This window comes from Segeticoccus rhizosphaerae (assembly GCF_009192725.1).
GTDB lineage: Bacteria > Actinomycetota > Actinomycetes > Actinomycetales > Dermatophilaceae > Segeticoccus > Segeticoccus rhizosphaerae.
Window position 1 is genome coordinate 1 of the sequence record NZ_VOHR01000355.1, and the last position, 3,624, is coordinate 3,624.

A 3,624-nucleotide genomic window follows, 5' to 3' on the forward strand; every position below is an offset into this window, starting at 1 on the left:
TGCGGTCCGAAGGCGAGCGTCGCGGCCACGACACCGGCCGCCGCCACTCCCCCGACGGTGGCGAGCCAGCGGGACTGCCGGCCACGCCGGGCCTCCCGGACGATGCGCTGCCAGCGCAGGTCGTCCGCCGGTTCGGGCCGGATCGAGGCCCGCTCGCGCGCGAAGAAGTCGGCGACGGGGTCGTCACCCTCGTGCCGCTCCAGCTCGTCGTTCATCGAACTCCCTCCAGCATCGCCGCCATCTTGTGGCGGGCGTCATACAGGTCTCTTTTGACGGTGCCCTCGGACTTGCCGAGCTGCCGGGCGATCTGGACCACCGTCAGATCCGCGAAGTAGTGCAGGAGCACGGGGGTGCGCAACCGCGGTGGCAGCGACTCCACGGCCTCGCGCACCGACAGGGTCGTGGCCTGGTCCTGCAGCGGTGCCACGTCGGGGTCACGCTGCCCGGCCTGCAACCGCTCGTATGCCGTGGCCTCGCGCCCGCGCTTGCGCCAGTGGTCACGCACCTGGTTGGCGACGGTGGTGTAGAGCCAGGCCCGCGGCTCGATGACGGTGTCCCAGTGGCGCAGCAGCTTGACGAATGCTTCGGTGACGAAGTCATGGGCCAGATCGGGGTCGCTGACGAGCTTGGTGGTCCAGCCGACGAGCATGCCGTAGTGGGCGTCGTAGACCTCCTTGACGGCCTGCTCCGCGTCGAGGTCGGTGCTGCGCGTTGCCACATCGCCTCCCGGGCGGGGTCGGGCACGCAGCGCTCCCCCGGCCACCATCGTCGTCATGCCCCGTAGACGACCGAGGAAGCCGTCCGGTTGGTCACCTGTCTGTCCGTCGGTCCCCGTCCACGCCCCGTGCTGCGGTACTAGGGTCGGGCCATGGCCGAGACCGACTCGTACACCCAGTTTCGCACTGCCCGTGACCTGCTGTTGGACCGGCGCGAGGACTATGACCGGGCCGTCGCGGAATATGACCCCCCGCGGCCGGAGCTGTTCAACTGGGGACTCGACTGGTTCGACCGCGTTGCCGCCGACGCCGCGACCGCCACGCGGCCGGCCCTGCGCATCCTCGAGGCCGACGGCTCCGGCGTGAGCGTGACCTATGCCGAGATGTCGCGGCGCTCCTCCCAGGTGGCGGGCTGGCTGACCTCGCTCGGCGTGGCGCGCGGCGATCGCGTCCTGCTCGTCCTGAACAACCAGGTCGAGCTCTGGGAGACCATGCTCGCCTGCATCAAGCTCGGCGCCGTGCTCATCCCGGCCACCACCCTGCTGACCGCCCAGGACCTCGCGGACCGCATCGAGCGAGGCGCCGTGCGGCACGTGGTCGCGCGGGCCGCGGACGCCGCCAAGTTCAGCGACATCCCGGGTGACTTCACCCGGGTCGCGGTCGGGGAGGGTGAGGCGGACGACACTGCCGGCTGGACGTCATACGCCGAGTCGACGTCCTTCGCGGGAGCCTTCGACCCGTCCGGTCAGACGCGGGGGGACGACACGCTGCTGCTCTACTTCACCTCTGGCACCACGGCGCGCCCGAAGCTGGTCGAGCACACCCACCTCTCCTATCCCGTCGGACACCTCTCGACGGTCTACTGGATCGGTCTGCAACCGGGCGACGTGCACCTCAACATCTCCTCCCCCGGTTGGGCGAAGCACGCGTGGAGCTCGTTCTTCGCGCCGTGGAACGCCGAGGCGACGATCCTCGTGGTCAACCAGGAGCGGTTCGACGCGCCGGCGCTGCTGCAGGCGATGGCCGACGAGCAGGTGACGACGTTCTGCGCGCCGCCGACCGTCTACCGGATGCTCATCCAGCAGGACCTCGCCAGCTGGCGCGACCGGCTGTCGCTGCGCGAGATGGTCGGCGCCGGTGAGCCGCTCAACCCCGAGGTCATCGAGCAGGTGCGGACCGCTCTCGGGCTCACCATCCGCGACGGTTACGGCCAGACGGAGACCACGGCGCAGGTCGCCAACCCACCCGGCCAGGAGATCGTCCCCGGGTCGATGGGTCGGCCGCTGCCGGGTTACACCGTGGTCCTGCTCGACCCGCTCACCGGCGAGGAGCGCACCGGCGACGGCGCCGAGGGCGAGCTGTGCCTGCCGCTGTCCGGGCCGGGAGGCCGTCCGGTCGGGCTGATGGCCGGCTACCACGGCGACGCGGGGCGGACCGCGGAGTCGATGGAGTACGGCGCCTACCACACCGGCGACGTCGCCTCCCGGGACGCGCGCGGCTACATCACCTACGTCGGTCGCGCCGACGACGTCTTCAAGGCGTCGGACTACCGGATCAGCCCGTTCGAGCTGGAGTCCGTGCTCATCGAGCACCCGGCCGTCGCCGAGGCCGCCGTCGTGCCCTCCCCGGACCCGACCCGGTTGTCCGTGCCCAAGGCCTACGTCGTGCTGGCCGGTGGTCACGAGCCCACCAAGGAGACAGCGGAGTCGATCCTGCGGTTCGCCCGGGAGCACCTCGCGCCGTACAAGCGGATCCGGCGGATCGAGTTCGGCGAGCTGCCCAAGACCATCTCCGGCAAGATCCGCCGCGTCGAGCTGCGCGGACGCGAGGACGCGTCGCACGGCACCGGCGAGGACCTCACCTCGAGGGCGAGCGAGCTGGAGTTCTGGGAGAGTGACTTCCCGGACCTCAAGGGCTAGCCGAGCACCGACGACGCGACCCGGAACCGACCCCGCGACACGGACCGAAGGACTGAGCACCATCACCGCTGCAGAGCACCGCGCCCTGGTCATCCAGAACTCCAAGACCTCCGGTCTGCGCCGGCTCGGCGACTGGCTCGCCGAGGACGGGCTACGAGTCGACCTCGTCGAGGCCTATGACGGCGCAGCGCTGCCGGAGTCGACGGACGGGGCCGCAGCGCTGGTCCTGCTCGGTGGTGGGCTCATGCCGGACGCCGACGAGAAGGCGCCGTGGCTCGCCCAGGAGCGGGTGCTCGCCCGTGCGGCGCTCGAGTCCGGCGTCCCGTTGCTCGGCATCTGCCTGGGTGGGCAGCTGCTGGCCCACATCGCCGGTGGCGAGGTCAAGCCCGACCACGGGCTGCCCGAGAGCGGGAGCACGGCGCTCACGCTGCGCCCGGAGGCGGCCGACGACCCGTTGTTCCGGGAGCTCCCCGAAGTCGTCACCGGGATGGAGCACCACGTCGACGCGATCACCGGACTGCCGGCCACCGCAGTGTGGCTCGCGCAGAGCGACCGCTGCCCCTACCAGGCGTTCCGAATCGAGGGCGCGCCCGCGTGGGGGTTCCAGTTCCACCCCGAGGCCGACGCCGCCGGTGTCCGGAAGTGGGACCGTGACCGGCTGCGAGAGCAGGGCTTCGACCCCGATGAGGTGGTGCGGCAGGCCGAGGCCGACGAACCGGCCGCCGTGGCGGTGTGGCGCGAGATAGCGCGGCGCTTCGCGGAGATCGCCACCTCCCGCCACGCCGGATGACGTCCCTGCCGACCTTCGACGGCCCTGTCCGATCCGTGGCCGTGCTCTCCGACGTGCACGGCGTGCTGCCGGCCCTCGACGCCGCCCTCGCCGAACCCGCGGTGGCCGCTTCGGCCAACTGCCACGCCTTCGCCTTGACGGTGCGGCGCCCCAGCACTCGGGAGTCCTGATCGGTCAGCGCGCACACCTGCTTGTCCGC

Annotated in this window: 5 protein-coding genes; 3 read left to right on the plus strand and 2 right to left on the minus strand. The window is 71.5% G+C overall.

Going from position 1 to position 3,624, the window contains the following annotated elements; translation table 11 throughout:
• Window positions 1-215 (minus strand): hypothetical protein (locus FRW57_RS18880; RefSeq protein ID WP_203230415.1); only part of this gene is annotated, 215 nt, incomplete at its 3' end.
• On the minus strand, window positions 212-775 hold the full coding sequence (locus tag FRW57_RS18885; protein ID WP_203230416.1) for an RNA polymerase sigma factor: 564 nt from the start codon (window positions 773-775) through the stop codon (window positions 212-214). The genes FRW57_RS18885 and FRW57_RS18880, both read right to left, overlap by 4 nt.
• 93 nt (window positions 776-868) lie before the next feature.
• Between FRW57_RS18885 and FRW57_RS18890 the strand changes: the two genes are divergently transcribed.
• From FRW57_RS18890 to FRW57_RS23480, 3 genes are read left to right on the plus strand one after another with little or no spacing between them, the layout of a single operon-like run.
• The gene (locus tag FRW57_RS18890) at window positions 869-2,635 is read left to right on the plus strand and encodes an AMP-binding protein (RefSeq protein WP_152186749.1); all 1,767 of its coding nucleotides are present in this window, start codon (window positions 869-871) and stop codon (window positions 2,633-2,635) included.
• Entirely contained in the window at window positions 2,610-3,425 is an 816-nt protein-coding gene (locus FRW57_RS18895; RefSeq protein WP_203230417.1) for a type 1 glutamine amidotransferase, read from the plus strand. Before FRW57_RS18890 ends, FRW57_RS18895 begins: the two co-directional genes overlap by 26 nt.
• On the plus strand, window positions 3,422-3,595 hold the full coding sequence (locus FRW57_RS23480; RefSeq protein WP_162529419.1) for a hypothetical protein: 174 nt from the start codon (window positions 3,422-3,424) through the stop codon (window positions 3,593-3,595). Before FRW57_RS18895 ends, FRW57_RS23480 begins: the two co-directional genes overlap by 4 nt.
• Window positions 3,596-3,624: the final 29 nt, after the last annotated feature.